Source organism: Curtobacterium sp. 24E2 (genome assembly GCF_016925595.1).
Classification (GTDB): Bacteria; Actinomycetota; Actinomycetes; order Actinomycetales; family Microbacteriaceae; genus Curtobacterium.
Genome location: NZ_CP068987.1, coordinates 1,212,386 through 1,238,593 on the forward strand (window position 1 = coordinate 1,212,386; position 26,208 = coordinate 1,238,593).

Genomic DNA, 26,208 nt, shown 5'->3' on the forward strand with positions numbered 1-26,208 from the left:
GGGGCGTAGGGGGCGCAGGGGGCGCAGGGCGGCGCAGGGCGGGTCAGGCGGGGAGGGGCTCCTGCACGCCACGACGGCGACGGGACGCCGCCAGGAACACGGCGTCGAGCGAGAACCGCCCCGGGCCGGTCAGCGCCACGACGAGCGAGCCGACCGCCAGGACGAGCACGTACTCGAAGCCGCCGTCCTGCGAGTAGAAGCCGGACGACGCATGGGCGAGCAGCCCCGCGACGACCATGTCGACGGCGAGCAGGACGCCCACGACGCGGGTCGCGATGCCGAGCACGAGCAGCACGCCGCCGACGAGTTCGAGGCCGGCCACCAGGGGCGCGGCGACGTCGGCGAGCGGGACGCCCATGCCGGAGAAGCCCTGGGCGACGTTCGGGATGCCCTGGGCGAACTTCTGCGCGCCGTGGGCGATGAACACCACCCCGAGGACGATGCGGAGCGCGGTCAGGCCGATGGAGGTCGATGTCGTTCGCATGGCCACGAAGCTAACCGGTGACACGTCATCGATGCCCCTCGTCCGGGGGTCTGCCCGGACATCACCAGAACATGCCCAGGCTGGGGTCCGCCGAAGGGCGGACCCGCTCTCAGGAACCCGAGGTGTCCGTGCCGCGGCCGGTCTGCTGCTGCAGGCGGTCGATGTGCTCCGATGCCTCGGCCTTGGTCAGGTCGGCGGAGAGCTCCTCGCCGGCTTCGCGGGCCAGGGTGTCGAGGTAGCTGCGCTGCGGTCCGGTCATCGGCTCGTCACCGGTGACCCACTGCTCGGGGTCCTTGCTCGCGTCGGTCGACGGGTCCGGACGGGCGCCGCCGAGGGTCTCTTCTGCATCACTCATGCCGAGGACGCTACGCCGCACCTCCGACGCATCCCGCAGGCGGCGTGTCCCCCGTCAGACCGGCGTGGCCGAGTACCGCACCAGGTCCGGGCCGACCGCACTCGTGGCGATCGGCACGGTCCGTCCCTCGCGCCGGACCCAGATCGTCGCGGCCTGCTCGTCGATCCGCTCGACCTCGTGCAGCGAGCCGTCGAGCAGCACGGTCGCGGACACCACGACACGGCCACTCGACGGCCGCGGCGGCAGACCGGGGACGTCGTCGTCGTACGCCGCGTACTCGCCGGGCTGCAGGAACGGGGACACCGGAGCGGTCACCACCTCGAAGCCCTCATCGACCTCGGCGACCGCCACGAGCCGCACCGCCTGGTCCGTCGGCAGGGGGACGTCGACCACCCAGGGCGCCTCGGAACCGGCCAGTGCGCGGAAGGCGGGCCGACCGTCGGGGGCGAGTCGTGCCTCCAGGCCGTCGATCCGCACCCGTCCGCGGCCGCGCGAATCGGCGTAGAGACCCAGCTCGATGCCGGACTGCCGCGCCTCGAGCCGGGTGATGACCACGCGGTCCGGGCGGTACCAGTCGCGCAGCGTCGACGGGTCGACCCAGCCGACGCTGGGGACGCCGCGCGACAGCGCTGCCGACTCGTCGGCGGCGCGCTCGTCGAGCGCACCGAGGGGTGTTCGCCGCGCACGGCGACGAGTCCTTCGTGGCGGCTGCCCGCGACGGGCTCGTGGTCCAGCACCTCGACGCGCTTCGACACCTTGCCGCCGTGGCCGTCGAACGTGGCGAACGTCCGCAGGTCGGTGATCGTCATGACGTCAGATGCTACGACTCGTCGCCCCGGCGCGGCGAGGTCGGTACGAGCGCGTGCAGCTCGCCGGTGCACTGTGCGGGGTCGACGCCCTCGGCGGGACCGGCCGGACGGGTCGCGCGACGCGGCTGCAGGCTGTTCCGCTGCGCGGACCGGGCCAGGCGGTCGTCGGCGACACCGTCGACCGGCGCTCCGGCCGAGCCGGCGACGGACCGGCGGAGCGGCGGCCGCACGGGCTCGCCGCGACGCTCCTGGCCGGGGAGCGGACGCGACCGGCGGCCGTACAGCAGTTCGGACGAGTCGAGCAGCCACGGCACCAGCGCGACGGTGACGCCGTGCACGAGCAGGAGCTTCTTGCGGATGCGACGGCCGCGGTGGTTGTGGAGCAGGCCCTCCCACCAGTGGCCGACGATGAAGATCGGCGTGTAGACGGTGACGACCTCGGAGCCGTGCTCGAGTCGGTGCGCCTTGATGTACTTGATGAGCGGCATCGAGATGTCGCGGTACGGACTCGGCACGATGGTCAACGGCATCCGGATGCCGTACTCGGCCCACTGGTCGCGGAGGTGCTGGGCGTCAGCGTCGTCGATCGCGACGTGGACCGCCTCGCAGCTGGCGTGCTCGGCGGCGATCGCGTAGTCGAGGGCCTTGAGCACCGGCTTCTGCAGCTTGTTCACCAGCACGACGGCGTGGTCGCCGGTGGCGCCGAACTCGGTCTCGACGTCGGCCTCGATCTCGTGCGAGACGTCGCGGTAGTAGCGGTTCACGCCGAGCATGAGCACGTACAGGATCGGCATGATCAGGAACACGAGCCAGGCGCCGTGCGTGAACTTGGTGATCGTCACGATGACCAGGACGACCAGGGTGAACGTGGCACCGATCGCGTTGATGGTGCGGGAGCGCACCACCTGCGCGCGGTTGACGGACGGTTCGGCGGTGCCGGACCGGTCCGCGCGCAGCAGGCGCGTCCAGTGCACGACCATGCCCGTCTGCCCGAGCGTGAACGACACGAAGACGCCGATGATGTAGAGCTGGATGAGGCTCGTGACGTTCGCCCGGTACACCACGAGCAGCGCCGCGGCGACGAGCGCCAGCACGATGACGCCGTTCGAGTAGATGAGCCGGTCGCCGCGGGTGGACAGGGCCTTGGGGGCGTACGAGTCGCGGGCCAGGATCGAGCCGAGCAGCGGGAACCCGTTGAACGCCGTGTTCGCGGCGAGGAGCAGGACCGCGGCCGTCGTCGCCTGGATCACGAAGAACAGCACCGAGTTGTCCCCGAACGTCGCCGCGGCGATCTGGGCGATGAGGGAGCGCTGCGGGGTCGTGGCGCAGTCCGCGAACCCCTGCAGGTCGCAAGCGCGTTCGGCGTAGTGCACACGGGACACGAGCGCGAGCGTGATGAGCCCGATGAACAGGACGATCGCGATGCCGCCCATCGCCACCAGGGTCGCCTGCGCGTTCTTGATCTTCGGGCGCCGGAAGGCCTGCACACCGTTCGCGATGGCCTCGACGCCGGTCAGGGCCGAGCAGCCGGACGCGAAGGCGCGGAGGAGCAGCAGGATGAACGCCGCCTGCGTCGTGTGCTCCACGTTGTCGACGGTGTACCCGGCCGACTCGGCGACCGGGGCGTGCCCGGCGGCGACCCGGACCAGACCGGTGACCACCATCACGAAGACCGACGCGACGAACAAGTAGGTGGGGATGGCGAACGCCTTGCTCGACTCCCGCACGCCGCGCAGGTTCGTGGCGGCGAGGAGCACGACGAACACCAGCGCGAGTTCGACGCGGAAGTCGTTCAGCATCGGCAGCGCCGAGATGATGTTGTCCACACCGGAGGCCACCGACACCGCGACCGTCATCACGTAGTCGACGAGCAGCGCGCTCGCGACGACCAGCCCGGCCTTCTCGCCGAGGTTCCGGTGCGCGACCTCGTAGTCGCCGCCGCCGGACGGGTACGCCTTGATGAGCTGCCGGTAGGACGCGACGACCACCACGAGCAGCAGCACCACGAGGGCGGCCACCCACGGCGCGAACGTCAGGAACGACATCCCGCCGAGCAGCAGGATCATCAGCAGTTCCTGCGGTGCGTACGCGACGGAGGACAGCGGGTCACTCGCGAAGATCGGCAGTGCCAGGTGCTTCGGGAGGAGCTGTCCTTCGAGCTTCTCGGAGGGAGGGGATCCCCGATCAGTCGCGCTTTCAGCGACCGGACCTCGTTCGTCACGAGCGGCAAACCTACTCAGTTCCGGGCGGGAGTCAACACGGGTGCCCGGGCGGTCATTCCCCGCCGGTCGCGTGTCGTCGACTCCGCACCCCGATCACCCCTTGCAGTTGACGCCGCGTCAACCTCTACGGTGGGCTGCATGAGGGATCCGTCAGACATCGCCACCGCAGCTGCGAAAGCGCCCCACGGCATCGCCGACGTGGCGCGATCCGCCGGGGTGTCGAGCCGCACGCTCCGCCACTACGACGACATCGGACTGCTGCCGGCCACCGCCGTCGGCGACGGCGGACTCCGCCGCTACGACGACCGGGCACTCGTCCGGCTGCAGCGGATCCTGCTGCTGCGCAGCCTCGGCCTCGGGCTGCCCGACATCCGCCGGGTCCTCGACGGCGAACAGGACGACGTCGCCGCCCTCACCGCGCACGTCGCCTGGCTCGAACGCGAGCGGGACCGCCTCGCCCGGCAGCTCGCCGCCGTGCGCACGACCATCACCAGGATCGAGGACGGGGAGCGTCTGACGGTGGCCGCCGCGTTGGACGGATTCGCACCCGTGCCGTGACGGAACCAGGTTCCGGTCACGACACCACAGATCGGCGTGGTGCTGTGTCCGGAACCTGGTTCCGTGGACGAGGCGGTGCGCCGGGCGCGACGCGGTGCGCCGGGCGCGACGCGGTGCGACGGGCGGCCGGGAGGCACGGGTCGCGACCGCCTGTCGGCCGCGGGCCGTCAGAGCGACTTGCGCAGGGCCTCCAGGCCGTCACGCAGGCGCGTCACGGTGTCCGCACGGAGCGTGCCGCGGGTCGCACGACGGCGCAGGTCCGCGCGGACCTGCTGCCGGAACGACGACAGCGCCATCTCGAGCTCGCGCAGGGCGCGGGCGCTCTCCGACGGGACCGAGACGGGGTCCTCGTGGGATCCGGTGCCGGGGCTCTCCGCCGACGCGGCGAGATCCGCACGGAGCGAGCGCATCGCCTCGCCGACCGAGGCGCGGACGCCGTCGGCCAGGGACTTCACCGAGTCGGCGACCCCGGACTCGACCGCGGCGATCTCGTCGGCGCGGGCAGCGAGTTCGCTGCGCCCGGCATCGGTGATCGCATAGACGGTCTTGCGGCCGTCGGCGGTCTTCGAGACGAGGCCTTCTTCCTCGAGCTTCGCGAGCCGCGGGTACACGGTGCCGGCGCTCGGCACGTAGGTGCCGCCGAACCGGTCGCCGAGGGCCTGGATGAGCTCGTAGCCGTGCATCGGGTGGTCCGCCAGCAGCACGAGCAGGTACAGGCGGAGGTGGCCGTGGGCGAAGACGGGGCTCATGCGGGCACCTCGCCGTCGTCGGTCGGGACCGTCGGGGGTGCCGGGGGTACGGTCGGTTCGGCGGCGACCGGCGGGGCGTGCAGCACCGCGATGTCGCCGGACACCGAGTTCACGCGCAGGTCGAGCCACTGGCCGGCCAGCTCGCCGCCCTGCTTCACGTACGAGCCGCGCACGCCGCGGATCTCGGAGTCGTCGAACTGCAGCTTGCCGGACGCCGTGCTGACGGTGCACTGGTAGGCGACACCGTCCTCGAGCCGGACGCTCACGCCACCGGAGACCGTGTTGACCCGCGCCGACTCCGGCACGCCGTGCAGGTCGAGCACGACGTCCGCCGAGACACCGTCCGCCTGGAACCGCGGGATCTCGCCCGTGGCCACGACGTCACCCGAGACCGTGTGGACCGTCAGGGCGCCGTCGAGCTCGCGGATGGTCGTCGCTCCGGAGACGGCGTTGACCGTGACGTCGCCGGCGACACCGTCCACGACGAGGTCACCGGACACCGTGTTGAGCATGGCGCCGCGGTTGGTGCCGGACAGCAGGGCGCCCGCCGACACGACGCCGAGGTTCACCGAGGCGTCGCGGGGGACCAGGATGCTGACGTCCGCCTGGGCCTTGCCGCGGAACGACTTGAGGAACCCGATGGGGTCGTCCCACCGGATCTGCGGGTGGTCGACGGTGAGCGTGTCGCCGTCGACCTCGATCTTCAGCTGCTTGCCGGACACGCTGTGGACCTCGACCCGGGCGGTGGGTTCGTCGTGTGCCACGACGTCGACCTGACCACCGACGAGTCCGACACGGAGTGTGCGGACGATGCCGGTGTCGATGACCTTGGGCTCGTCGACGAGCCACTTCTCCTGTGCCATGGTGCTTCCTCCAACTCGCGATGTATCGCGTCTGTGGAGGTCACGCTATATCGCGACTCGACGCTCCGCAAGGGTGCCGGGCGGATGGTGAGCAGAAAAGGTCGGGTGGGGCCCGGTGACCCGACCATTCCTGCTCACGAAGCATGCGCGACGGACGTGGGGCGCGCCTCCTGGACGGCCCGACGCTCCGGACTCCACGGGAACCGGCGGAAGAACGGCATGAGCGGCTGCACCATCGGGCCGATCGCGAAGGCGGCGATGACGGTGCCGGCGCCGACGTTCCCGCCGAGGATCCAGCCCACGACCACGACGGACACCTCGACCAGGGTGCGTGCGAGCCAGAGCGGCCAGCCGAGGCGCTCGTGCAGCCCGACCATCAGGCCGTCACGGGCCCCGGTGCCGAACCCCGCGCCGATGTAGAACGCCGTCGCGATGGCGAGCAGCACCAGTCCCGCGACGAACAGGGCGATCCTGGCGGGCAGCCCGGACGGCTCCGGCACGAGCCAGAGCACCAGGTCGGCGCTCGGCCCGATCGCCAGCGCGTTCAGCAGCGTGCCGATGCCCGGCCTCTGGCGCAGCGGGATCCAGAACAGCAGGATCACGCCGCTCGACACGACGGTGATGACACCGAACGACCACGGCACCACGTTCTCGAGGCCCTGCGTCAGGACGGTCCACGAGCTCACTCCGACCACCGCGCGGACCTGCAGCGCGGTGGACGCGCCGTAGAGGAACAGACCGACGAAGAGCTGGACGAAACGGAACGTGAGGGCGGTGCTGCGGGTCATGGGTTCATCGTCGATGCGGATTGGACTGCTGGTCGAGGGCCAATCGCGCTACCGTGGACCCATGACACCCGTGCTGTTGAGTGCCCGATCTGCTGCACTGCTGCTCACCGACTGGCGGGACGGCACCGACGCCCCCGCGTACGAGGCCCTGTCCGACGCCATCCGGGTCCTCGTCATCGACGGCCGGGTCGCGCAGGGCGTGCGGCTGCCGGCGGAGCGCGGGCTCGCGACCGCGCTCGGCATCTCCCGCACGACGGTGGCGAACGCGTACGCCCGACTGCGGTCCGACGGGTTCGTCGTGTCCGTCCGTGGCTCCGGCAGTGTGGTCCACCTGCCCGCGTCCCTGATCGGTCGACCCGACCCGGAACGGCTCGGCGGGGTGGTCGACGGCGAGCTGCTCGACCTGCGCAAGGCCGCGATGCACTCGGCACCGGGGGTCGCCGAGGCCGTGGAGCGGGCGGTGCGGCACGTCCCCGCGGCGCTCGCCGGCATCGGGTACGACACCGTCGGCGACCCGGGTCTCCGTGCCGCGATAGCGGACCGGTACACCGAGCGCGGACTGCTGACCGACCCGTCCCAGGTGATCGTGACGATCGGAGCGCAGCACGCCATCGCGCTCCTCGCCAGGGTGCTCGTCCGCCGCGGGGACGCCGTGCTCGTCGAGTCGCCGACCTACCCGCACGCGCACGAGGCGTTCCGCGAGGCCGGCGGGAGACTCGTCGGCGTGCCCGTCGACGCGCGGACCGGGTGGGACGCCGCCGCGCTCGAGACGACGCTGCGTCGGACCGCCCCGGCCGTCGCCTACGTCATGCCCGAGCTGCACAACCCGACCGGAGCGACCATGTCCCCGTCCACGCGCCAGCTCCTGCTGTCGGTCGCGGCGTCGGTCGGCACGACGGTGGTCGCCGACGAGACGATGGGTGAGCTGCGGATCGACGGCGCGCCGTCGCTGCCGCTGGCAGCAGCGGACCCGTCGGGGGCGTCGGTCGTGATGATCGGATCGGCCGACAAGGTGTTCTGGGGCGGCCTGCGGATCGGCTGGATCCGGGCCGCACCGGCCCTCCTGCAGCGGCTGCTCGCCGCCCGCCCGACGGGCGACCTCGGCACGCCCGTCCTCGACCAGCTGGTCGCCCGGGAGCTGGTCCCACGCACGGCGGCCGTCCTGGAGGCGCGGCGCGAGTCCCTGCGACAGGGTCGCGACGACGTCGTGGGCGCGCTCAGGGCACGACTCCCGGAATGGGACGTCCCGTCGCCGGCGGGCGGGCTGACGACGTGGGTGGGCCTCGGGCGTCCGGTGTCGAGTGCGCTCGTGCTGGCCGCGCGGTCCGAAGGGGTCGTGCTGGCGTCCGGGGGCGTGTTCGGCCCGGACGGCGGGTTCGAACGGTTCCTGCGGGTGCCGTTCACGATGGCGCCGGCGGACCGCGGTCGGCTGGTGGACGTGCTCGAACGGGCGTGGGCTCGTGTCGGTGGGGAGTCCGCCGGGGTGCGGGGGTCGCTCGCCGCGGTCGTGTGAGGGGGCGGGCGCGGTGCTCCGGGGTCATCCTCTGGGGTGAAGATGCACCCGCCATGTCGCTCCCGGGGGTGATGCGGCCCGGGGCGGCTGCGGCGATGCTGTTGCCATGAACGCGACCCTGTCCGCCGGTCCTCCGGCCGCTGCTGCGTCCCCGACGTCCTCGTCCGCGCAGCCGTGCCCGGCGGTGCCCGCCGTGGTGCGCGTCACGATGGCCCTGAGCGGTGCGCTGCTCGCCGGTGTGCTGACCTCGTTCGGGCAGAGCGTGCCCGCGCTGTCGTCGGTCGCCAACTCGGCCGGCCCCTGGTTCCTCGTCGCCGTCGCGCTGTGCATCGGCGCCGGGGCCCGTGCCGGCCGGTTCGCCCTGCCGCTCGCGATGCTGCTCGGCGTCGTGCTGCTCGAACTCATGCACGTCGGCTACTGGGCCACGACGAACCTGCGCGGCTACCCGGACTTCCTGTCCGTCACCAACCCGTGGGTGCTGCTCGGCGTCCCCGCGGGGCTGCTCGCCGGTGCGGTCGCCGTGTTCGTCCGCTCCCGTGACACCCGCTGGCGCGCTGGAGCGTTCGGGGTCACCGCCGCGATCCTGATCGGCGAGGGGTACGGGCGCTGCTGCAGGTGGTGGCCACGACCGGCCCGGTCACCTGGGTGGTCGAGATCGTCGTCGGCATCGTCGTGCTCGTCGTCGGGGTGGCCACCGCCCGGTCGTCGGTCGGCCGCGTGATCGCCCTCGGCACCGGGGTCGTCGGAGCCGTCGGTGTCCTCGGGCTCTACCTGCTGATCGGGGCCTGAACCCGGCCGCTCGCAGACGCGTCCTGCGAGGATCGATGACGTGCACCTCCTCTCGGTCTTCAGCCTCCGCAACCGGGCCCTCATCGCGCTCGTCACCATCGTCGTCGCGATCTTCGGCGGCATCGCGCTGTCGAACCTCAAGCAAGAGCTCATCCCGAGCGTCGAGTTCCCGCAGGTCGCGATCGTCAGCGCGTACCCCGGGGCGACGCCCGAGGTGGTGTCCAACGACGTCTCGACGAAGATCGAGCAGGCGATCCAGGTCGTCCCGGACCTCGAGTCCACCAGCGCGACCTCGTCCACCGGACAGAGCGTGGTGTCGGCGTCGTTCCAGTACGGATCGAACCTGGCGAGCGCCGAGGACAAGATCCAGACCGCGGTGAACGCGCTGTCGCTGCCCGACTCGGTGCAGACGCAGATCGTCACCGGGTCCTTCGACGACCTGCCGGTGCTGCAGGTCGCGGTCTCGGCGTCCGGCAACCAGGAGCAGCTCGTCGACCGGCTGCAGGCCTCGGCGATCCCCGACCTCGAGAAGCTCGACGGCGTGCGGCAGGCGGACGTCTTCGGCAACCCCGGCCGCCGGGTCGTGATCACGCCCGACCAGGACGAGCTCGCCGCCCGTGGCCTCACCCAGACGGCGATCTCGGACGCGCTCGACGACAACGGCACCCTGATCCCCGGTGGCACGATCACCGAGGACGGCTCGACGCTGTCGGTGCAGACGGGGAGCGGATCGCGTCGCTCGACGACATCCGTGCGCTGCCGCTGACGAGTTCGTCGAGTTCGTCGGGTTCGGACGGGGCCGGGGCCGCTGGTGCCGATGGGACGGCGTCCGGTGACGGTACGGCCGCGGGCGCGACCGGGACGGGTACGACGGGGAGCGGCACCGGTGCGACCGGTTCCGCGCCCACGGATGACGCCGCGACGGGCGGGTCCACGACCGCCGCCACCCCGACCGACACCACGCTCGGCGACGTCGCGAAGGTCGCGATCACGGAGTCGCCGCGCACCTCGATCAGCCGGGTGGACGGCGAGCAGGCCCTGACGATCTCGATCACGAAGACGCAGGAGGCCAACACGGTCGACGTCTCGAAGACCGTGCGCGACGCCCTGCCGGGAATCGAGGACAAGATCGAGGGCGATCCCCGCTTCACCGTCGTCTTCGACCAGGCGCCCTACATCCAGCAGTCGATCGACTCCCTGGCCGAGGAGGGGCTGCTCGGCCTCGCCTTCGCGGTGATCGTGATCCTCGTCTTCCTGCTCTCGTGGCGTTCCACGCTCGTCACCGCGATCTCGATCCCGACGTCGGTGCTCCTGGCCGCGATCGGCATGCGTGCCGCCGGGTACACGCTCAACATCATCACGCTGGCCGCACTCACGATCGCGATCGGCCGCGTGGTCGACGACTCCATCGTCGTCATCGAGAACATCAAGCGGCACATGGTCCCCGGTGTCGACCGCGGCCAGGCCGTGCGGGAGGCCGTGCGCGAGGTCGCCGGTGCCGTCACCGCCTCGACCCTGACGACCGTCGCGGTGTTCCTCCCGGTGGCCTTCGTCGCCGAACTCGTGGGGAGCTGTTCCGTCCGTTCGCCGTGACGGTCACCCTGGCGCTCGTCGCATCGCTGTTCGTCTCGCTCACCATCGTGCCGGTGCTCGCGTACTGGTGGCTGCGCCCGTCGAAGGTGAAGCCGGGTGACGCGACGGCAGCAGCGGCGGCGGACACGGACGCGGAAGCGGCAGTGGAACCGTCGGCGGTCGGTGCCGAGCACGATCGCCCAGACGGAGCGCTCGCCTCCGCCGCGGACCTGCACGACGCCGGCCGGGTGGACCGCCTGCGCCGCGTGTACCTGCCGGTGCTCCGGTGGGTCGTCCGCAAGCCGGTCGTCGTCATCCTGCTCGCCGTGATCGTCCTCGGCGGCACGGTCGCCACGCTGCCGTTCGTCACCACGAACTACCTCGGCGACTCGGGGCAGAACACGTTCACGGTCACGCAGGACCTGAAGGCCGGCTCCAGCCTCGCCGTCCAGTCCGAATCCGCGCGCAAGGTCGAGCGGGCGCTCCAGGGCGTCGACGGCGTCGAGACCGTGCAGACCACCATCGGCACGAGCGGCCAGTCGATCCAGGCGGCGTTCGGCGGTGGCGGCAGCGCCTCGGTGCAGTACGCCGTGACGACCGATGCCGAGGCCGACCAGCCGACGATCCAGGCCGACGCCCGGGAGTCGATCGCGCGGATCGACGACGTCGGCGAGGTCACCATCGCGTCCTCCGGCGGCGGGTTCGGCGGCAGCAGCGACATCGAGGTCGACGTGACCGCGCCGACCCAGGCGCAGCTCGAGACCGCGTCGCGCCAGGTGCTGAAGACCATGCAGTCGGTCCCGGACACGACGAGCGCGACGAGCAACCTGTCCGCCGCCGAGCCGTTCCTCGCCGTCCGGGTCGACCGTGCCAAGGCCGCGTCACTCGGCCTCACCGAGACCCAGGTGGGTGGCCTCGTCGCCGCCGCGGTCTCACCGCGGGACACCGGCAGCATCGAGATCGACGACGCGACGCTCGACGTCTACATCGCCGACCCCGAGCCGCCGACCACGATCGCCGCGCTCCGCGCCCTCGACGTCCCGACGAGCACCGGCACCGTCCCGCTGTCCGACGTCGCCTCGGTGGAGGAGTCCGAGGGACCCACCACGGTCACGACGACGAACGCCGCCCGCACCGCCACGATCACCGTGTCGCCGGACGCCACCAACCTGGGGGCGGCCGTGCAGTCCGTCACGACCGCCGTCGACGAGCTCGACCTGCCGAAGGGCGCGACCGCCTCCATCGGTGGCGTCGCTGCCAGCCAGTCGTCGGCGTTCTCGCAGCTCGGACTCGCGGTCCTGGTCGCGGTGCTGATCGTCTACGTGATCATGGTCGCGACGTTCCGGAGCCTGCTCCAGCCGCTGCTGCTGCTCGTGTCGGTACCGTTCGCAGCGACGGGCGCGATCCTGTTGCAGATCGCCTCCGGCGTCCCGATCGGCGTCGCGTCGCTCATCGGCCTGCTCATGCTCGTCGGCATCGTCGTGACGAACGCGATCGTGCTCATCGACCTCGTCAACCAGTACCGACGGCGCGGCTTGCGGGTGCGTGAGGCGTTGATCGAGGGCGCGACACGACGCCTCCGTCCGATCCTGATGACGGCGATGGCGACGATCTTCGCGCTGCTGCCGATGGCGATCGGTCTGACCGGCAAGTCCGGGTTCATCTCGCAGCCGCTGGCACTGGTCGTGATCGGCGGCCTGGTGTCCTCGACACTGCTGACGCTCGTGGTGCTGCCGGCGCTGTACTTCGTGGTCGAGCGGGCTCGCGAACGGCGGGCCGACCGACGGATGGCGAGCGAACCGGCGACGGGCGAGGCTGCCTAGCGGCGGTACTCGGCGTCGATCGCGGCGAGGGGCGAGACGGCGGGCCGGTCGGCACGCTCCTCGCGCTCGACGGCCCGGAACCACGACACGAGCACACAGGTCAGCGTGACGAGGAAGACGATCCCGGCGGCCTGCGCGAACACCGCCAGGTGGCCGGTCGCGGCCGCGTACCCGCCGAAGGCCATGGTGGCGGCGAACGACAGCCCGAGCAGCAACTCCGCAGAGGTCTGCAGCGCAGAACGGTCCCAGCGGGTCGCGGCGGCGCGTGCAGGGCGGGTCGAGGTGTCGGTCACCCCGGAAGTCTGCGACCAGCGGGCGGTCGGCAGTAGTCCCGACTCCGGGTGCCACCCACCCGGGGCACGCGGCAGAGGCCGTCCCCGCGAGCGCGCCCGCGCCGCTCCCGCGCCGCTCCCGCGCCGCTCCCGCGCCGCTCCCGCGCCGCTCCCGCGCGTTCCCGCGAAAGCGACACTCTCCCGCCGAACATCGGCGGCACAACGTCGCTTTCCCGGCACGGACGGCCGCTCGTCGGCGAGGAGTGTCGCTTCGGCGGCACACAGCCCGGCCGCGGCCGTGCCCGCGCACGCCCGCGCCTCAGCCCAACCGGGCCCGGAAGAACGTCGCGACGCGGCGGCTCATCGCCTCGTCGAGCTGCGCGATCGAGTGCGCCGTCCCCTCCACCTGCACGAACGTGACCGGCACGTCGTGTGACCGGAGCGTCGCCGCGAACTCCTGCGACTCCCACAGCGGGATGAACTCGTCCGTCGAGTGCCCGATGAAGAACGGCGCCGTGTCCGAGGTGACGTGGTACTCCGGCGACGCCCGGGTGGCCGCTGGACAGTTCGCGTAGGTCCGGCATCCGAGGTAGAGCAGCTGCTTGCGCTGGAAGGACGCGGACACCCCGTCGGCCCGGGTCGAGCGTGACGTCAGGTTCGTGGGGCCGCTCAGGTCGACGACCGCACGGATCCGGTCGCCATCGGCGTACGCGGCGGACTCGTGGTCGGTCACCGCGAGCATCGCCGCCAGGTTGCCGCCCGCGCTCCCCCGAACACCCCGACCCGCTGGGAGTCGACGTCGTACGTGGACAGCGTGGTGGGGCGGAACACGTAGTCGAGCGCTCGCCGGACGTCGTCGAGGCCGGCCGGGAACGGGTCGGTGGGGGCGAGCCGGTAGTCCACGTTGAACGTGACGAAGCCCTCGGACGCCAGGTACTTGCACACCGACCGGTAGGCGGCGGTGGCCTTGTCGCCGTGCGACCAGCTGCCGCCGTGGATCATCAACACCGCGGGCCGGCCGGTGCTGGCCGCAGCCTCGGCGGGGTCGGCGGTCGGGGTGGCGGACGGCGTCGCCGTGGGGGTCGCGGTCGTCTCCGGGGCGCTGTCGGCCGGCAGGCAGACGTCGAGTCGCTGCAGCGGAGCCGTGCCGTACGGCACATCCGCGACCACGTCGATGCCGTGGTACTGCAGGGACAGCGGGTAGATGACGCTGTCGGCGGTGACCGTCGCGTTCTCGTCGCCGACGGGGTCCGTGCTGCAGGACGCGACCGCGCCGAGCGCCACGACCGCGGCGACGAGCGCGAGCACTGTGCGGCGGCCGGACTTCATCGGTTCCACGGTAGCCGCACCCGAGGCCGGCCACGTCACCCCAGCGGAGGAACCCCAGCGGAGGAATCCCAGCGGAGGAACCCCGACCGCGCAAGTCGACCGCGCAACCCTGCAACCACGACAGTGCCAGGATGAGAGCAGGGGGCACCCGCCGCCCGGACCGCAGGAGGACCCGTGAGCCGTCGCAAGGCCTGGAACGCCGATCCCGAACCACTGCTCCGCGTCGAACCGGGCTTCCGCCTCGACCAGGTCGACCCGGATGCGACCCCGGGATTCCCCGGCCGCAAGATCGACGGGCTCGAAGCGCTCGCCGCGGGATCCTCTCGCCTCGCTGCCCTGCAGGAGCGCCTGTACGCGGCGTCGACCGCCGGCGACCAGCGCCGGGTGCTGCTCGTCCTGCAGGCGATGGACACCGCCGGCAAGGGCGGCATCGTCTCGCACGTCGTCGGTGCGGTCGACCCGAACGGCGTGCGGTACGCGGGCTTCAAGTCCCCGACGGCCGAGGAGCGCGAGCACGACTTCCTCTGGCGCATCGAGCGCCAGCTCCCGAGTGCCGGACAGCTCGGCGTCTTCGACCGCTCGCACTACGAAGACGTCCTCATCCAGCGCATCCGGGGCTTCGCGGCGCCGGACGAGATCGAACGACGCTACGGCGCGATCACCGAGTTCGAGGACCACCTCACCGCCGAGGGCACCACCATCGTCAAGGTGATGCTGCACATCTCGAAGGACGAGCAGCGCGAACGCCTCGGCGAGCGACTCGACCGCCCCGACAAGCACTGGAAGTTCAACCCGGCCGACATCGACGAGCGCCTGCTGTGGGACCGCTACCAGGACGCGTACCAGATCGTGTTCGACCGGACCTCGACCCCGCAGGCGCCCTGGTACGTCGTGCCGGCGAACCGCAAGTGGTACGCCCGCCTGGCGGTGCAGCAGCTCCTGCTCCGGGCCCTCGAGGACATGCAGCTCTCGTGGCCCAAGGCGGACTTCGACGTGGCCGAGCAGCGACAGCGGCTCGCCGAGTCCTGACCGACGGGCAGGCCGGGAGGCACGGGCCGGGTCCCGTTCGCGGCCGTCGGGCGACGACGGGGCTGGCATCAGAGCGCGGGGTCGCGTAGACTCGCTCGGTCGGCCTTCGACGCCGTGACATCGTGATCACGGGCTTTTTGTTGGGTGTGTGTTGCTCGAGGGCTGGAATCACGTCGAATCGCGACGGGATGAACCCCCTCTCCGCAAGCAGCCCCCGCCGATGTCGCTGTCGGGCGCTGCGGTTCGTTGCGCACCCGAGAAAGCAGTCATGGCTCCGTACAACAAGGGCGCGGACAACCGCGCCTCCGACCGTCCCCGTCACCCGAACGGCACCCCCGCCGCCCGCAGCAGCAAGCACCGCGGCTTCCGCGCCGCCGAGCCGACCGCGCCGCGTCAGAAGCAGCGCTGGGACGCCGAGGAGCGTCGCGGCCGCTCGGCGCAGGGCGAGCGCCCCGCGCGCCCGAACTGGGAGCCCCGCGACAGCGGCGGCCAGCGCCGCCCGGAGCGCGACGACCGTGGTGGTCGCGGCTACAACCGTGACGACCGCGCCCCGCGTCGCTTCGACCGTGATGACCGTGCGCCGCGTCGCTTCGACCGTGACGATCGTGCGCCCCGTCGCGACAACGACGACCGCGCCCCGCGTCGCTTCGACCGTGACGACCGCGCCCCGCGCAGCTTCAACCGCGACGATCGTGCGCCCCGTCGTGACAACGACGACCGCGCCCCGCGTCGCTTCGACCGTGATGACCGCGCGCCGCGTCGCTTCGACCGTGATGACCGCGCTCCCCGTCGCTTCGACCGTGATGACCGCGCTCCCCGTCGTGACAACGACGACCGTCCCCGTCGCAGCTTCTGATCGCGATGACCGTGCGCCGCGCACCTTCAACCGCGATGATCGTGCCCCGCGTCGTGACAACGACGACCGTCCCCGTCGCTTCGACCGCGACGACCGTGCGCCCCGTCGTGACAACGACGATCGCCCGCGTCGTAGCTTCGACCGCGATGCTCCCTACTCGCACGGCCGTCCCGACGCTCCGCAAGCTCCGCGTCGCGCCGGAACCGGCTCGCAGGGGCCCAGCGCTCCGCGCAAGTTCGACCGCGACGACCGCGCTCCGCGCAAGTTCGACCGCGACGACCGCAGCGCTCCCCGCCGTTCCTTCGACGAGCCCGAGCGCGGCAAGTTCGTCCCCGCCGACGACGTCAAGCTCGCGAAGCTCCAGGCCGAGTCCACCGTGGCGTCCGACGTCGAGGGCGTGACCTTCGGCGACCTCGGCATCGGCGGCAACATCTCCCGCGCCCTGCAGGAGCTCGGCGCGAGCAGCCCGTTCCCGATCCAGGCAGCGACGATCCCCGACGTGATCGCCGGCAAGGACGTCCTCGGCCGTGGCCGCACGGGCTCTGGCAAGACCATCGCGTTCGGCGCCCCGCTCGTCGAGAAGCTCATGGAGCACGGCGGCGGCACGAAGCGCAAGATGGGCCGCGCCCCGCGTGCGCTCATCCTCGCGCCGACCCGCGAGCTGGCCCTGCAGATCGACCGCACGGTGCAGCCGATCGCCCGCTCGGTGGGCCTCTTCACGACGCAGATCTACGGCGGCGTGCCGTACGGCCGTCAGGAGGGCGCGCTCGAGCGCGGCGTCGACATCATCGTCGGCACCCCCGGTCGTGTGCAGGACCTCATGAACAAGGGGAAGCTCGACCTCAGCGAGGTCGTCATCTCCGTGCTCGACGAGGCCGACCACATGTGCGACCTCGGGTTCCTCGAGCCGGTGCAGGAGATCCTGTCCGCGACCGCCGAGGTGACCCCGCAGGGCAACCGTGCGCAGAAGCTGCTGTTCAGCGCGACGCTCGACACCCAGGTCGCGGCGCTCGTCGAGCAGTTCCTGCACGAGCCGAGCGTGCACGAGGTCGCGGGTGAGGACCAGGCGTCCTCGACCATCGACCACCGTGTCCTCGTGGTCGAGCAGCGCGAGAAGGACCGTGTCCTCGAGGAGCTCGTCGCCGGTGACGGCAAGACGATCGTCTTCGCCCGGACCCGTGCCTACGCCGAGCGCCTCGCCGACCAGTTCGAGGACGCCGGCATCCGTGCCACGTCGCTCCACGGCGACCTGAACCAGTCGCGCCGGACCCGGAACCTGCAGCTCCTGACGAGCGGCCGCGTGAACGTGCTCGTCGCCACCGACGTCGCCGCCCGCGGCATCCACGTCGACGACGTGTCGCTCGTCGTGCAGGCGGACGCCCCGGACGACTACAAGGCCTACATGCACCGCTCCGGCCGCACGGGTCGTGCCGGCAAGGAGGGCACCGTCGTGACCCTCGTGCCGCGTGGTCGCATCCGCAAGATCGAGGGCATCCTCGAGCGCGCCGAGATCGCGGCGGACCTCGTGCAGGCCGCCCCCGGTGACGGCATCGTCAGCGAGCTCGCCGCGCGGTAGTCGCGACCACACGGACGACGGGAGGCCCGGTACCAGCTGGTACCGGGCCTCCCGTCCGTCACATGGTGAGCAGCAATGGTCGGGTCCCGAAATCGGACCCGACCATTCCTGCTCAGGAAGCGCGCACGCGCCCGCGCGCCCGCGTCAGCGGTTGAAGAACAGCAGCCCGCGCACGAAGCCGGCCTGACCGGCGTGCTGCGTGCAGTCGTCGAGGATGCTCACGAGCCGGGCACCGGCGGTGACGGGCGGATCCCATGCGTCGTCGACCACGGGGTCGAGGTCGTCGGGGCCGAGCGTGCCGAGGTACGCGACGGTGCGGTCGTGGACCGCGCGCAGGTACCCGGTGAGCAGCTCGGCCGACGCACGCACCCGACCGACGTCGTCGCGGGACATGCCGTAGCCGAGGGCCTCGGCCGGGAACGGTAGGCCGAACCGCTCGTACCAGCCGTCGGCGGTCCACACCTGCGCGGTACCGGCGAGGTCGGCGATCTGGACGTCCTGTCCGCGGGCGGTGTGCCACGCGAGCCATGCCAGGGTGTTCGCCCCGGCGGCCGGACGCGCTGCGAGTTGGTCCTCGGACAGGCCGTCGACGGCACGTTCGACGGTCTCGGGGACGCGGGAGAACGCTTCGATCAGGACTTCGGACGGTGTCATGCGCACCACGCTACGCGCGCGCCACGACACACGAGGTCACGCGGATCGTCACGCGGAGCGGGCTGCGGTCTCCGCGCGCGAGTGGCGGTCCAGCGCATCGCCGAGCCCGGCGAACGCGGCGGCGAGCCGGACCCGGTCGGCGGGAGCGACGACCTCGCGGAAGGCGTCCGAGTACACGGCGCCGATCTGCCGGGCGACCTCGGCGCCCGAGGCGGTGAGGTGCAGCAGGACGCTGCGACGGTCCTGCGGGTTCGGTCGTCGCTCGAGGTGTCCGCGCTGCTCGAGGCGGTCGACGAGCGACGTCATCGCGCCCGTGGTGAGCTCGAGGTACTCGCCGGCCTGCTTCGGGGTGACGCCCTCGCCGTCGGCCGCTGCCAGGAAGAACACGAAGCGGGTGTCGGTGGCGTTCAGCCCACGCACGACGCTCTCGTGGTGCAGGACGCGGGCGTGCTGCGTCTGGAGCAGGCGGAAGGCGGTGAGGAGCTTCGCGAGGTCGGTGTCCGAGTCGACGCTCTCCGGCACGGAGACGGTCGGCGACACGGGCGCGGGCGGCAGGGTGTCGGGCAGGACGGGCTGGGTGGTGTCCGTCATCGGCAGCTCTTCTCGGCAGGGGGTGGGAAGACTCAGTCAACAAGTATCTCACTCGTCAAGACACCCCCAGCACGGGGGTGGTTCCTTCCCTTGTGAGCTGCTCGGCGAAAAAGTAACTTGATCGTCGTAGCAAACACCACGGCACCGACGCGACCAACCACCGCGATCACGGCGCCACCGTTTCCGGATCAGGAGCTCTCGCAATGTCTCGTGTCACCCCTCGCGCCGCCCGTCTCGCGGCCTGGATCGCCATCCCCGCCGCCCTCGTCGCCTCGGGTGTCGTCGTCTCGACCGCGTCCTACTCGGCGTTCTCGGCCACCACCGTCAACCCGACCAGCAACTGGACCGCCGGCAGCGTCGCCCTCACCGACGACGACAACAACACCGCGCTCTTCACCGCGACGGGCCTCAAGCCCGGCTCGACCGGCGCCAACTGCATCACGGTCACGTCGACCGGCTCGCTGGCCTCGACCGTGAAGCTGTACGGCACGAACCCGGCCACCACGAACAACCTCTCGGGCAACATCAACCTGCAGGTGGAGCAGGGCACCGGCGGTGGCTTCGGCTCCTGCACCGGCTTCACCCCGGCCGCGACCAGCGGAACGCTCTACAACGGCACCCTCGCCGCGTTCGGCACCGGCTCCACGAACTTCGCCACCGGCCTCGGCACCTGGGCCCCGACCGGCTCCGCGTCCGAGTCGCGCGTCTACCGCTTCACCTACACGGTCTCGAGCACCGCGCCGAACACGGTGCAGGGCGGCACCGCGTCCCTCGGCCTCACCTGGGAGGCCCAGAACAGCTGAGCCGGGAGCCCTCCCACCCGGTGACCTGGGCTGAGCCCGAGCCAGCCCCGGTCGCCACCCCCGAGAACGCGCCCCCGGTCGAAGGCAGTCATGAGCAGCATCGCAGTGCACGGTGGTCCCACACCGCACGCCGTGTTCCGTGACGTCGTCGACTGGGGGCGCGTCGTCGTCGGCACCGTCGCACGCGGTGTGGTCGCGACCCTCCTCGGCCTCGCCCTGTGGGCGGCCGCCCCCGCGCTGATCGGCTGGCAACCCACCACGGTGATGACCGGGTCGATGGAGCCGCGGCTCACGCCGGGGGACGTCGTCGTCTCGCGACCGGTCGCGTCGGGCGAGGTCCGGACGGGCAGGATCCTGCTCGCCGACGACCCGGACCAGCCCGGTCACCTCCGCATGCACCGCTACGTCGAGGACGGCCCGCACGGCACCCTGGTCACCAAGGGCGACGCGAACCCGCAGCAGGACTCCACGCCGCTCGAACGCTCGGCCGTGCGCGGGGTCGCCTTCCTGCGCATCCCCTTCGTCGGTTCGCCGGTCCTGTGGCTCCGGCAGGGGAGTGGGTGAAGGTCGTCGTGCTCGCACTCGGTCTGACGGCGCTGCTCGCGCTCTGCACGGCCGACGGGTCGCTCCGCCGCCTCACGGCGGTCGACGACGGCTCGGACCGGGACGACACCGACCACGGGTCGGGTGACGGTCCGCCGGACGGGACCGACGCCGGCCGGGAGGCGCGGGACGGCGCCGCGACGCGCCTCCCGTCCGCCACCTCGACCGTCGTCACCCGTCGCTCGCTCCGGGTGCACGAGCGTCGCGTGCAGCGGCTGCGCCGCTTCGGCGGTGCGGCGGCGGTCCTCGTCATCGCGGGGAGCATCGGCGTGCTCGTGCCCGCGCAGGCGGTGGCCGTGCCGTGGTCGCGGACGACCGTGAACCCGGTGTCGAACTTCACGGCGGGCACGGCCACCGGTGTCCCGACGCTGACCTGCACGGCCGCGTCGTCGAGCACCGTGACGATCGCCTGGACCTACACGGACCCGACCGTGCCGAACTCCTTCGACCTGATGAACGGGGCGACCCAGCTCGCGACCGCCACGACCGCTGGACAGCGTTCGCTGGTCTACGGCGGTGCGGGCCTGCTCGACCTCGGCACGACCTACACGCTGAACCTCCGCACGAACCTCGGCAACAACTGGACCGCGACCAGCACCCAGACCGTCAAGGTCAAGGTCGTCTCGATCCTCGGCCTGGCGTCGGCGAGCTGCGTGCCCTGAGTTCTCCACAGGCGGCGCGCGGCCGTCCGGCGATGTCCCCGGCCGGCGTTACCGTGTCCGCATGCGCATCCTGCACACCGGCGACTGGCACCTCGGCCGCACGCTGCTCGGTGCCGACCTCCTCGACCACCAGGCGGCGTTCACCGACTGGCTCGTCGACCTCGTGCGGGACCGCTCGGTCGACCTCGTCGTGATCGCCGGTGACGTGTACGACCGGGCGATCCCGCCGATCGACGCGGTCCGCATGCTGTCCCGGGTGCTCGAACGCCTGGCCGAGACGGCGACCGTGGTGCTCACGCCCGGCAACCACGACTCCGCCGCACGCCTGGGCTTCGGTGCCGGTGTGATGGACCGCCGCGTCCGCATCCTCGCCGAACCCGCCCGGATCGCCGACCCGGTGCTCGTCGACGACGCCGACGGCCCGGTGGCGGTCTACGGCATCCCGTACCTGCACCCCGACCTCACCCGTTACGCACTCGCCGACGTGCCGGACGAGCCCCTCGCGCGGTCGCACCACGCCGTCGTGCACGCTGCCACCGAGCGGATCCGGTCCGACCTCGCGCTGCGCGGCGGTACCCGCAGCGTCGTCGTCGCGCACGCCTTCGTCGGCGGCGCGGACCCGAGCGACAGCGAGCAGGACATCCGCGTCGGCGGTGTCGACCGGGTGGCCGAATCGGTCTTCGACGGCTTCGACTACGTCGCCCTCGGGCACCTGCACGGCCCGCAGCGGGTCGGCGACGGCGGACGGATCCGGTACGCCGGCTCACCGCTGGCGTTCTCGTTCGGCGAGCGGCACCAGCAGAAGTCGGTGACCCTGGTCGACCTCGACGCGGCCGGTGCCGTCTCGGTCGAACTCGTGCCCGCTCCGGTGCCGCGCCGCCTCGTCGACGTCCGCGGGGGCATCGACGACATCGAGTCCGGGGTCTTCCGGGCCGACGCCGACGCGTGGGTGCGGGTGGCCGTGACCGACACGGTGCACCCCGAGCGCATGTACGCCCGGGTGAAGGACCTCTTCCCGCACGCGCTGGCGATCACGCACGAACCCGCCGACCGCGGTCCGGCCTCGGTGGCCCGTGCGGTCACAGCGACGTCCGATCCGGTCGAGGTCGCAGCCGACTTCGTGGCCTTCGCCACCGGTGCCGCCCCCGACGACGACGAACACGCCGTCCTGACCGAGGCGTACGAGGCCGCGGTGCTGGCGCTGCAGCGCGAGGGGGACCGCTGATGTACCTGCACCGACTCGAACTCCGCGCCATCGGGCCCTACCCCGACCTGGTGTCCATCGACTTCGCAGCGCTCGCGGCCTCCGGGGTGTTCCTGCTCGAGGGGCCGACGGGCTCGGGCAAGTCGACCATCATCGACGCCGTCGTGTTCGCCCTGTACGGCGGGCTCGCCGGGTCCGACGCCAGCTCCGACCGCCTGCACAGCCAGCACGCCGACCCCGCGGTGGAGCCGTTCGTCGAGCTCGTCTTCGAGACCAGCGCAGGGACCTACCGGGTCCGACGCACCCCGCAGTACGACCGCCCGAAGCAGCGGGGGACCGGCACCGTCAAGCAGCAGGCGTCGGTGCAGCTGTTCCGTCTGGCGAACCCGTCCGACGCCGTCGGCGAACCGATGTCGTCACGCATCCCCGAGGTCGGCGTCGAGATCGGCCGCATCATCGGGCTCGACCGCGCGCAGTTCCTGCAGACCGTCGTGCTGCCGCAGGGCGAGTTCGCACGGTTCCTGCGCTCCCCGGGCGAAGAGCGCCGCAAGCTCCTGCAGTCCCTGTTCGGCACGCAGGTCTACGACCGCACCGCCGACGAACTCGCCGCGCGGCGCCGTGCCGTGCAGGCCGAGGTCGACGGTGCCGACGACCGCGTGCGCGACGCCCTGAACCGCTTCGCCCAGGCCGCTGGTCTCGACGACGCCGACGAGTCCGCCGTGCCGTCGACGGTCGTGTCGATCCGTGCGGCCGCCGATGCCGCTGCCGCCGTCCGTGCTGCAGCCGCCGCGGCGGCGACGACCGCTGCCGAGCACGAGCAGGCGGTCACGGCGCGTGCGAGCGCCCTCGAACGACGCGCGGTGCTGCTCGTGCGACGGGCCGCGCTCGACGACGACGCTCCCGCCGTCGACGCCGCCCGGTCGGCCGTCGCCCTCGGTGAACGCGCCGAACGGGTCGCTGCCGTGGCCGACGGACTCGACGCCGCGGTCCTGCGCGCCGACGAGACCAGCGCGGCCGCCCGGTCGCTGCGTGATCGCCACGGCGTCACCGAGGACGCCGACGCCGTCGTGCTGCGACGCGACGCCCTGGCCGACGACCTGTCGGCGGTGCGGCACCTCGTCGCGGTCGAGGACGGCGCCGCTGCCCGTCGGTCCGCCATCGCCGATGCCACCGCGGACGCCGAGCAGATCGCCGAGCAGCTGCTCGAACGCGACGCCGCTCTCGACGCCCGTCCCGCCGAGCGGGCCCGCATCGTCGAGGCCGCACGCACCGCTGCCCGCACGGCAGCCGACGCGGACGCCGCCGCGCACGAGGTCACCCGGATCCGGTCCCTCCGAGCCGACCTCGTGGCGCGCGACGACGCGGCGCAGCGGGTCGCCACGGCCGAGCAGTCCGTCGCCGCCGCGCGCCGATCGGCGACCGACGCCCTCGCCGCCGAGCGGGCACTCCGCGAACGCCGGATCGCCGGGCTCGCCGGAGAACTCGGCGCGGCGCTCACGACCGGCGACCCGTGCCCGGTCTGCGGGTCGACGGCGCACCCGTCGGTGGCGACCCCGCAGGACGACCACCCCACGACCGAGGCCGTCGACGCCGCCGGTGACGCCACGCGCCGAGCGGATCAGCGCCTCGCCGACGCCGCGTCGGACCTGGCGGTCGAGCGCGCCGGACACCAGCGGCTCGTCGACGTCGTCGGCACGGTCGACGCGGCCACGCTCGACACCCTGACGGTGGCCGCTGACGAACGGGTCCGGGCCGCGCACGACGCTGCCGCGCTCGTCCTGCAGCACGAGCGGCAGCGGGCGGAGCACGACACGACGACCGGTCGGCTCCAGCGCGAGCGGAACGACCTCGACGCACGGCGGACCGTCCTGGTCTCGACCGCGCTCGCCGACGCCGAGCGGCTCGACACCGAGCTCGGCACGGTGGAGGCGGCGCTCGAGCCGCTCGCGGCGCTCCTCGACGACCGGCCTGCGACGCTCCGGACAGCCGTCGAGCTCCTCGACGAGCGACTCGTGGTGTACCGCGCGGTCGTGCAGGCCGACGAACGGGTGGCCACCGCGATCCGTGCCCGCGACGACCGCCGTGCCGAGGTCGACCGGGTCCTCGACGACCAGGACTTCCCCGATGTCGCCGCAGCGCGGGCCGGACGACTCGACCCCGACGACACCGACCGGCTGCGGGCGCGGATCAGCGCGGCCGACGCCGAGCGGGCCGTCGTCGTGGCCGGTCTCGCCGAGCCCGCCGTGGTCGCCGCGGCGGACGACTCCGCGGAACTCCTCGACCTCGACGGTGCCCGTGCCGACCGCGCGCGTGCCGCCGTGGCACTCGACGAGGCCTCCGCGGTCGCCGTCTCCGCGGCCGACCGTGCCGACGCGGTCGACCGGTGCGCCGCCGAGCTCACCCGTGCGACCCGTGCCCGCGACGAGACGTCGGCACGCAGCCGCGCCGTGGTCCGGCTCGCCGACATCGCGAACGGGGTCACCGCGGCGAACCCGACGGGGATCACCCTGGGTACCTACGTGCTCATGCGCCGGTTCGAGGACGTCGTCGCCGCGGCCAACGACCGACTCCGGGGGATGCTCGCGGGGCGGTTCACGCTCGAGACCTCGGACGAGCGCGAGTCGGGGTCACGGGCACGCCGGACCGGACTGGCACTCGCCGTGCACGACCACACCACCGACACCGTGCGGGACCCCCGCAGCCTGTCCGGCGGCGAGACGTTCACGGTGTCGCTGTGCCTGGCGCTCGGGCTGGCCGACGTCGTGCAGGCCGAGGCCGGTGGCGTCTCGCTCGGCACGCTCTTCGTCGACGAGGGGTTCGGCACGCTCGACCCGGAGACCCTCGACGACGTCATCGGGCAGCTGTCGCGACTGACCGCGGGTGGACGGCAGGTCGGCATCGTCAGCCACGTCGAGGAGCTCAAGCAGCGGATCCCGGAGCGGATCGCCGTGCGTCGCACCGCGGCGGGCGGCTCGCACGTCACGACGACCGTCTGACGCCGTCGGCCGTCGGCCGTCGGCCGTCGGCCGTCGGCCGTCCGCCGTCCGCCGTCGGCCATCGGCCGTCACCGCCGTGGTCGACCGCTACGGGGTCGGCGTGGACTCCACGGTGCCGTCCGGCGGCGGCAGGATGTCCGCCGCGATCCACGGGAACACCCACTGGAACAGCACGAACACGATCGCGGCGAGCAGCACCAGCAGCTCGAGCACCTTCAGGAACGTGGGGCCGGGCAGCAGCCGCCACACCAGGGGGAAGATCACTTGGCCGTCTCCGAGAGTTCCTTCGGGGTGCCCTCGGACGCGGGCATCCAGTAGTCGAGCTTCGCGTGCGTGACGAACCGTTCCGCCGCCGACCACATCGGGTGGCACGCGGTGAGGGTCAGCCACCGGTCCGACGCCGAGGGGTCGACACCCGGCTTGTTCGGCACCGGCGCGATCGTCTCGATGTGGTCCGGGGTGACGATCTGGCTGTCGGTGACCTTGTAGACGTACCAGACGTCGAACTTCGTCTTCGCGTCGGTGACCCGCACGACGACCGAGTCGCCCGTCTTGAGCTCGGCGATCTGGTTGAGCGGCTTGCCGTAGGTCACGCGGTGTCCGGCGACGGCGAAGTTGCCGGGAGCCCCGGGCATCGCGGTGTCCTGGTAGTGCCCGAGCCCGATGGTGTTGAGGACCTTCTCACGGTCGGTCCCCTCGCCGATCGGCCGGTTGTAGTCCTTGCCGAAGCGGGGGATCTGCATCGTGCCGAACACGTCGGTGACGTCCGGCGGCTCCGCCAGCACGGGGGCGGTCCCACGGTGCTCGGTGCCGGCCTTGTCCGGGGTCTTCAGCTGGTCGAGTCCCTCGACGAGCTTCGACTGCTCGTTGACCGCCACGACGTCCGTCCACCAGGCGGTCCAGACCACGTACAGCCCGGTGCCGGCACCCGCGATGATGAGCAGTTCGGCGATGAGCGAGACGATCGCTCCGCCGACCGTCTGCCGTCGCCGGGGAGAGCGGCGCCCGGACCGTCTGCCGCCGTCGTCGTCCCGCGCGCTGCGGCGCGACGGGATGGTGTCGTGTGCGGTCACGGGGCTCCTGATCGGGTGGTCGGTCGGACAGGTCT

Annotated in this window: 20 protein-coding genes and 4 pseudogenes; 11 read left to right on the forward strand and 13 right to left on the reverse strand. The window is 72.3% G+C overall.

The genetic code is table 11. The features are described from left to right. Positions 1-43: 43 nt before the first annotated feature. The 4 genes and pseudogenes from JN350_RS06105 to JN350_RS06120 form a co-directional block, all read right to left on the reverse strand. On the reverse strand, positions 44-484 hold the full coding sequence (locus JN350_RS06105) for a DoxX family protein (protein ID WP_205463928.1): 441 nt from the start codon (positions 482-484) through the stop codon (positions 44-46). Positions 485-593: 109 nt separating this feature from the next. Next, a complete protein-coding gene (locus JN350_RS06110) occupies positions 594-839 on the reverse strand; it encodes a DUF3072 domain-containing protein (RefSeq protein ID WP_111085563.1) in 246 nt (81 codons plus the stop codon). A 54-nt stretch (positions 840-893) separates the two neighbouring features. Next, positions 894-1,394 (reverse strand): hypothetical protein, encoded by a 501-nt coding sequence (locus JN350_RS06115; protein WP_205463929.1) that lies wholly within the window; start codon positions 1,392-1,394, stop codon positions 894-896. 265 nt (positions 1,395-1,659) lie between these two features. Further along, positions 1,660-3,836: pseudogene (locus JN350_RS06120) on the reverse strand (APC family permease). Positions 3,837-4,008: 172 nt separating this feature from the next. Between JN350_RS06120 and JN350_RS06125 the strand changes: the two are divergent. Then, positions 4,009-4,428 (forward strand): MerR family transcriptional regulator, encoded by a 420-nt coding sequence (locus JN350_RS06125; RefSeq protein WP_205463930.1) that lies wholly within the window; start codon positions 4,009-4,011, stop codon positions 4,426-4,428. 167 nt (positions 4,429-4,595) lie between these two features. On the opposite strand, the gene JN350_RS06130 is transcribed toward JN350_RS06125, so the two are convergent. From JN350_RS06130 to yczE, 3 genes are all read right to left on the reverse strand, one after another. Next, positions 4,596-5,177 carry a PadR family transcriptional regulator gene (locus JN350_RS06130; protein WP_205463931.1) on the reverse strand — a complete coding sequence of 194 codons (582 nt, stop codon included), beginning with the start codon at positions 5,175-5,177 and terminating at the stop codon, positions 4,596-4,598. Further along, positions 5,174-6,040, reverse strand: a complete 867-nt coding sequence (locus JN350_RS06135; protein WP_205463932.1) for a DUF4097 family beta strand repeat-containing protein — start codon at positions 6,038-6,040, stop codon at positions 5,174-5,176. Before JN350_RS06135 ends, JN350_RS06130 begins: the two co-directional genes overlap by 4 nt. A gap of 134 nt (positions 6,041-6,174) precedes the next feature. Beyond that, entirely contained in the window at positions 6,175-6,828 is a 654-nt protein-coding gene (gene yczE, locus JN350_RS06140) for a membrane protein YczE (RefSeq protein WP_205463933.1), read from the reverse strand. A 61-nt stretch (positions 6,829-6,889) separates the two neighbouring features. On the opposite strand from yczE, the gene yczR reads away from it, so the two are divergent. The 3 genes and pseudogenes from yczR to JN350_RS06155 all read left to right on the forward strand — a co-directional run bounded on the left by yczR (position 6,890) and on the right by JN350_RS06155 (position 12,525). Then, a complete protein-coding gene (yczR, locus tag JN350_RS06145; RefSeq protein ID WP_205463934.1) occupies positions 6,890-8,341 on the forward strand; it encodes a MocR-like transcription factor YczR in 1,452 nt (483 codons plus the stop codon). A 106-nt stretch (positions 8,342-8,447) separates the two neighbouring features. After that, positions 8,448-9,062, forward strand: coding sequence for a DUF6518 family protein (locus JN350_RS06150; protein ID WP_205463935.1), 615 nt, complete (start codon positions 8,448-8,450; stop codon positions 9,060-9,062). Between the two features lie 108 nt (positions 9,063-9,170). After that, a pseudogene (locus JN350_RS06155) lies at positions 9,171-12,525 on the forward strand (efflux RND transporter permease subunit). Here the strand turns inward: JN350_RS06155 and JN350_RS06160 are convergent. Both JN350_RS06160 and JN350_RS20640 read right to left on the reverse strand, forming a co-directional pair. Next, entirely contained in the window at positions 12,522-12,818 is a 297-nt protein-coding gene (locus tag JN350_RS06160) for a hypothetical protein (RefSeq protein ID WP_205463936.1), read from the reverse strand. The pseudogene JN350_RS06155 and the gene JN350_RS06160 sit on opposite strands and share 4 nt — an antisense overlap. A gap of 298 nt (positions 12,819-13,116) precedes the next feature. Beyond that, positions 13,117-14,340, reverse strand: a pseudogene (locus JN350_RS20640) (alpha/beta hydrolase); the annotation flags it as partial. Here JN350_RS20640 and JN350_RS06175 point away from each other — a divergent pair. Then, positions 14,301-15,155, forward strand: coding sequence for a polyphosphate kinase 2 family protein (locus tag JN350_RS06175; RefSeq protein ID WP_240347580.1), 855 nt, complete (start codon positions 14,301-14,303; stop codon positions 15,153-15,155). The pseudogene JN350_RS20640 and the gene JN350_RS06175 sit on opposite strands and share 40 nt — an antisense overlap. Positions 15,156-15,423: 268 nt before the next feature. Continuing rightward, a pseudogene (locus tag JN350_RS06180) lies at positions 15,424-17,587 on the forward strand (DEAD/DEAH box helicase). 144 nt (positions 17,588-17,731) lie between these two features. Here JN350_RS06180 and JN350_RS06185 read toward each other — a convergent pair. Next, on the reverse strand, positions 17,732-18,241 hold the full coding sequence (locus tag JN350_RS06185; protein ID WP_123293670.1) for a mycothiol transferase: 510 nt from the start codon (positions 18,239-18,241) through the stop codon (positions 17,732-17,734). Between the two features lie 48 nt (positions 18,242-18,289). Further along, on the reverse strand, positions 18,290-18,832 hold the full coding sequence (locus tag JN350_RS06190) for a MarR family winged helix-turn-helix transcriptional regulator (protein WP_205463939.1): 543 nt from the start codon (positions 18,830-18,832) through the stop codon (positions 18,290-18,292). 203 nt (positions 18,833-19,035) lie between these two features. On the opposite strand from JN350_RS06190, the gene JN350_RS06195 reads away from it, so the two are divergent. From JN350_RS06195 to JN350_RS06215, 5 genes are all read left to right on the forward strand, one after another. Further along, on the forward strand, positions 19,036-19,635 hold the full coding sequence (locus JN350_RS06195; RefSeq protein ID WP_111085548.1) for a hypothetical protein: 600 nt from the start codon (positions 19,036-19,038) through the stop codon (positions 19,633-19,635). A gap of 90 nt (positions 19,636-19,725) precedes the next feature. Further along, positions 19,726-20,199, forward strand: a complete 474-nt coding sequence (locus tag JN350_RS06200; RefSeq protein WP_205463940.1) for a S24/S26 family peptidase — start codon at positions 19,726-19,728, stop codon at positions 20,197-20,199. Further along, positions 20,196-20,900 (forward strand): hypothetical protein, encoded by a 705-nt coding sequence (locus tag JN350_RS06205; protein WP_205463941.1) that lies wholly within the window; start codon positions 20,196-20,198, stop codon positions 20,898-20,900. Before JN350_RS06200 ends, JN350_RS06205 begins: the two co-directional genes overlap by 4 nt. Positions 20,901-20,961: 61 nt before the next feature. Continuing rightward, complete coding sequence (locus JN350_RS06210) at positions 20,962-22,125, forward strand: exonuclease SbcCD subunit D (RefSeq protein ID WP_205463942.1); 1,164 nt, start codon at positions 20,962-20,964, stop codon at positions 22,123-22,125. Further along, the gene (locus tag JN350_RS06215) at positions 22,125-25,100 is read left to right on the forward strand and encodes an AAA family ATPase (protein WP_205463943.1); all 2,976 of its coding nucleotides are present in this window, start codon (positions 22,125-22,127) and stop codon (positions 25,098-25,100) included. The genes JN350_RS06210 and JN350_RS06215 overlap by 1 nt, the downstream gene beginning before the upstream one ends. An 87-nt stretch (positions 25,101-25,187) precedes the next feature. On the opposite strand, the gene JN350_RS06220 is transcribed toward JN350_RS06215, so the two are convergent. Together JN350_RS06220 and JN350_RS06225 are read right to left on the reverse strand one after the other, a co-directional pair. Next, positions 25,188-25,364, reverse strand: a complete 177-nt coding sequence (locus tag JN350_RS06220) for a hypothetical protein (protein WP_159573240.1) — start codon at positions 25,362-25,364, stop codon at positions 25,188-25,190. Continuing rightward, positions 25,361-26,173, reverse strand: a complete 813-nt coding sequence (locus JN350_RS06225) for a class E sortase (RefSeq protein ID WP_240347581.1) — start codon at positions 26,171-26,173, stop codon at positions 25,361-25,363. The genes JN350_RS06220 and JN350_RS06225 overlap by 4 nt, the downstream gene beginning before the upstream one ends. Positions 26,174-26,208: the final 35 nt, after the last annotated feature.